4 protein-coding genes are annotated in these 4,420 nt (G+C 67.8%); 3 read left to right on the forward strand and 1 reads right to left on the reverse strand.

The window, feature by feature from the left end:
- Positions 1-121: 121 nt before the first annotated feature.
- On the reverse strand, positions 122-991 hold the full coding sequence (locus OX89_RS14070; protein ID WP_047351092.1) for a LysR substrate-binding domain-containing protein: 870 nt from the start codon (positions 989-991) through the stop codon (positions 122-124).
- Positions 992-1,089: 98 nt separating this feature from the next.
- On the opposite strand from OX89_RS14070, the gene OX89_RS14075 reads away from it, so the two are divergent.
- The 3 genes from OX89_RS14075 to OX89_RS14085 all read left to right on the forward strand — a co-directional run bounded on the left by OX89_RS14075 (position 1,090) and on the right by OX89_RS14085 (position 4,401).
- Positions 1,090-2,052, forward strand: a complete 963-nt coding sequence (locus OX89_RS14075) for a tripartite tricarboxylate transporter substrate binding protein (protein WP_052952277.1) — start codon at positions 1,090-1,092, stop codon at positions 2,050-2,052.
- Positions 2,053-2,143: 91 nt separating this feature from the next.
- Positions 2,144-2,896, forward strand: a complete 753-nt coding sequence (locus OX89_RS14080) for an Asp/Glu racemase (protein WP_047351093.1) — start codon at positions 2,144-2,146, stop codon at positions 2,894-2,896.
- A gap of 80 nt (positions 2,897-2,976) precedes the next feature.
- Positions 2,977-4,401 carry an MBL fold metallo-hydrolase gene (locus tag OX89_RS14085; RefSeq protein ID WP_234305578.1) on the forward strand — a complete coding sequence of 475 codons (1,425 nt, stop codon included), beginning with the start codon at positions 2,977-2,979 and terminating at the stop codon, positions 4,399-4,401.
- The last annotated feature ends 19 nt before the right edge of the window (positions 4,402-4,420 follow it).

Below are 4,420 nucleotides of genomic sequence, written 5' to 3' on the forward strand. Positions count from 1 at the left end.
TGGTTGGCGCCGACGAAGTGGCCGTAGCCGCGCAGCACGGTCACCTGCACCAGGCCCCCACAGTGGACCAATGCGGACGCAGGGTCCATCCCGAAGGTCGGGCTGCCTCTAGCCTCCCCTCTCAGTCAGCCATCACCCGCACGAACGCCGGCACCACGCCCAGCAGGTCGTCGCGCCGCTGCACCGCATGCACATCGGCGCGCGGCGCTTTGGCGCCCAGGGGCTTGAACACCACGCGCGGCCCGAACAGCATGCCCAGGGACGACGGCACCAGGGCCACGCCCAGCCCGGCCGCCACCAGGCTCAGCACAGCCGCCAGCTCCACCGTGGTCTGCGCCACCCGGGGCGCAAAGCCCGCCTGCACGCAGCACTGCACCATGTGCTCGGCATGGGCTGATGAATCGCGGCGCAGCATCACAAAGGCCTCGCTGCGCAGGTCCTTCAAGGCCAGCGCCTTGCGCGCCGCCAGCGGGTGGCCGGGCGGCAGGGCCGCCACCACAGGGTCGGGCCACAGCAGGGTGCTGGCGAGCTGGTCGTCGTTGACGGCCGTGCGCGAGATGCCCACATCGATGCGTTTGTCGCGCAGGGCCGCCTGCTGCAGCGAAGGCTGCATCTCGTGCAGCACCACATCCACGCCCGGATGGCTTTGTCGGTAGCGCGCCAGCGCCGCCGGAAACGGCCCGAGGAAATGCGAGCCAGACAGTCCCACTTCAATGCGCCCCGCCTGCCCCTGGCCGATGGCCGCCACACGCTGGCGCGCCGTGTCCAGCCGCTCCAGCACCGCGCGTGCATCCACCAGATAGGCCTGGCCTGCCAGCGTCAGCTCCACGCGCCGGCTGGTGCGCACGAACAGCTGGGCGCCCAGTTCCTGTTCCAGCTGGGCGATCTGCAGACTCAGCGGCGGCTGCGAGACATGCAGGCGCTGCGCGGCGCGTGTGAAGCTCAGCTCTTCCGCCAGGGCGACGAAGTAACGCAGATGGCGCAGTTCCATTGATACTTTTCAGGTCTTGATCAAGACCAACAATATATTGGACTGTTGATTCGCTTGTTTCCACAATACCCTCACTACAACATCTGGTGGAGACAAACATGACGATCAAGCACAGCCTGCTGGCTGCCACGCTGGCCCTCTCGGGCCTGGCCATGGCGCAAGACAACTACCCCAGCAAGGCCATCACGCTCACCGTGCCCAACCCGCCTGGCGGCGTGGTGGACACCTCAGCCCGCCTGCTCAACGAGCCCCTGGCGCGCGTGATCGGCCAGCCCGTGGTGATTGACAACAAGGCGGGCGGCAGCGGCAACGTGGCCTACGGCGCCGTAGCCCGCGCAAAACCCGATGGCTACAACCTGCTGATCTCGTACTCGGCCTACCATGTGGGCAACCCGGCCCTCACCCCCAGCCTGCCCTGGGAGGCCAAGGACTTCGCCCCCGTCGCGCTGCTCACCGTGGCCACCAACGTGATTGCAGCCCACCCCTCGGTGCCAGCCAACAACCTCAAGGAATTCATCGCCTACCTCAAGGCCAACCCGGGCAAGGTGAACTACGCCTCGCAGGGCAACGGCTCGCTCTCGCACATCGGCACCGAGATCTTCAAGCAGCAAAGCGGCACCTTCATGACCCACATCCCCTACCGTGGCTCGGGCCCAGCGGTGGCCGATGTGCTGGCGGGCCAGGTGCAGGTGTTCATCACCACGCCACCGTCGGTCATGCAGCATGTGGTCAGCGGCAAGCTCAAGGCCTTTGCCGTCACCGGTACCAAGCGCCACCCGGGCCTGCCCAACGTGCCCACCGTGGCCGAGGCCGGCATGCCCGACTTCAAGCTCGAGGCCTGGGTGGGCCTGTTCGCCCCGGCCGCCACGCCACCCGCCGTGGTGGCCAAGCTCACGGCCGATGTGAAGAAGGCGCTGGACATGCCCGAGACGCGCCAGCGCGCCGACGCTGCCGGCATCGAACTGCGCTACCTGCCGCCCGACGCCCTCGGTGAGCTGGTGAAGACCGAAACCGCCTACTGGGCCAAGACCATCAAGGCCGCCGGTATCAAGGCCGACTGACCGGCCCACAGACATCCCCTGCGCGATCCATTCCCGGCGCTCCGCGCGCCGGGCGGGCCGCGCTTTGCCCATCCATTCCTGAAAGACCACCATGCAACGCACCTACCGCATCGGGCAGATCGTGCCCAGCTCCAACACCACGATGGAGACCGAGATACCGGCCATGCTGCGCGCCCGCGAGCAGATCCTGCCCGAACGCTTCAGCTTCCACGCCAGCCGCATGCGCATGCAGAAGGTCACCAAGGAAGAGCTGGCTGCAATGGACCGCGACTCCGACCGCTGCGCACTGGAGCTGTCGGACGGCAAGATGGACGTGATGGGCTATGCCTGCCTCGTGGCCATCATGAGCATGGGCCTGGGCTACCACCGCGCATCCGAAAAGCGGCTGCATGAGGTCACCGTGGCCAATGGCAAGCCCGCGCCGGTGGTGTCCAGCGCAGGGGCGCTGGTCGAAGGCCTCAAGGCCATGGGCGCCAAGAAGGTCTCGGTGCTCACGCCGTACATGAAGCCGCTCACGCAACTGGTGGTGGACTACATCGAGCACGAGGGCATTGCCGTGCACGACAGCCTGTCGCTGGAAATTGCCGACAACCTGCAGGTGGGCGCGCAGGACCCCGCCGCCCCGGCCCAGCTGGTGCAACGGCTGGACACGCGCGGCGTGGACGTGGTGGTGATCTCGGCCTGCGTCCAGATGCCCTCGCTGGCGTCGGTGCAGATGGCACAGGACCAGTTGGGCATTCCTGTCGTGTCCGCTGCAGCCTGCACAACCTGGGCGATGCTCAAGCGCCTGGGGCTGGAAACGCGGGTACCCAACGCAGGGGCCCTGCTCTCTGGCGCCTACTGACCTCCCCAAGGGCAAGAGGCCGGTCCGTTGACGAAAGCAGCAGACGGGCAGGCTGCAGGGCAACACCGGATAATGGCCCCATGCCACGCACCAGCCAGCACCTGCACCCCTCCCGCGAGCCCGTGAGCCCTTTGCACGCAGCCACCGTGCTGCTGCTGCGCGATGCCTCGCCGGGCGGCGATCTTGAAGTTTTGATGACCCGGCGCTCTGGCAAAGCCAGCTTTGCGCCGGGGGCGTATGTCTTCCCCGGCGGGGGCATCGACGAGGCAGACCGCCTGGCCCACCCGGTGGCCGACCGGCGCCCCACGCAAAGCGACGAACACCTCACCCAGGCCATTGCGGCCATTCGCGAGAGCTTTGAAGAGCTGGGCATTTTGCTGGCGCGCCATGCCAGCGGCCCCCGCCAAGGCCAGATGGCCGACGCGCAAGACATTGCCGCGCTGGACCGCCACCAGCCCTTTGCCGAGCAATGCAGCGCCCGCGGCCTGCGCCTGGCCGCCGACAGCGTGTTCCTGCTGGCCCACTGGACGGCCGACCGCGACCTGCCCCGGCGCTTTGCCGTGCCCTTCCTGGTGGCGCGCATGCCCGAGGGGCAAGAGCCCGTGGCCGACGAAACCGAGCAGTTTGAGCCCGTGTGGGTGCGCCCGGCCGACGCACTGGCGCGGCACGAGGCAGGCCAGTTCTTCATGATCTTCCCGACCATCCGCACCCTGCAGTGGCTGGCCCGCTTTGCCAATACCGACGCCGTGCTGGCCGCTCTGGCGCACGAAAAGCCGCTGTGGACCAGCTGCCCCCGCGCCGGGCTGCTGGGCGGCAAGGAAGCGCACTACATGGAAGGCGATGCCCCCTTCGGCGAACTGGCCCTGGTGTGCCCCGACGGCCAGATCGCGCACCCGCTGGACTGGCAGAGCGAGCGGCCCGTGCCGCTGCTCAAGAACGTGCAGCGCCTCACCGCCCCCAATTCGGGCGTGATGACCGGCCCCGGCACCAACAGCTACCTGGTGGGTGAGCCGGGCACCGGCTTCATCGCCATCGACCCCGGCCCGGCCGACCCCGACCACCTGGAAAAGCTGTGGCGCGCTGCGGGCGGCGATATCCGCATGATCGTGTGCACCCACTCGCATCCCGACCATTCCCCTGGTGCAGCCCCGCTGCAAGCGATGTGCGAACGCGCGGGCCGGGCCAAGCCGCCCATTTTGGGCCTGCCATCGGCCCCCACCGCGCGGGTGGTGAGCCAGTTCACGCCCGACAGGGCGCTACAAAATAATGAGCTGCTGGCGCTTTCTGGTAAAGCGCTGGAGGGCGAAATCACCCATACCCTGCAAGTGGTGCACACCCCCGGCCACGCAGCCAACCATCTGTGCCTGATCCTGCGCGAAGACGGCCTGCTGTTCAGCGGGGACCACATCCTCAACGGCAGCACCACCGTGATCGACCCGCCCGACGGCAACATGGCCGACTACCTCGACTCGCTCGACCGACGGATAGGAAATTCAACCGCATGAGGCCAAGTATGGCACGAGT

It is taken from the genome of Diaphorobacter sp. J5-51, from assembly GCF_001023515.1.
Lineage (GTDB): Bacteria > Pseudomonadota > Gammaproteobacteria > Burkholderiales > Burkholderiaceae_C > Diaphorobacter > Diaphorobacter nitroreducens.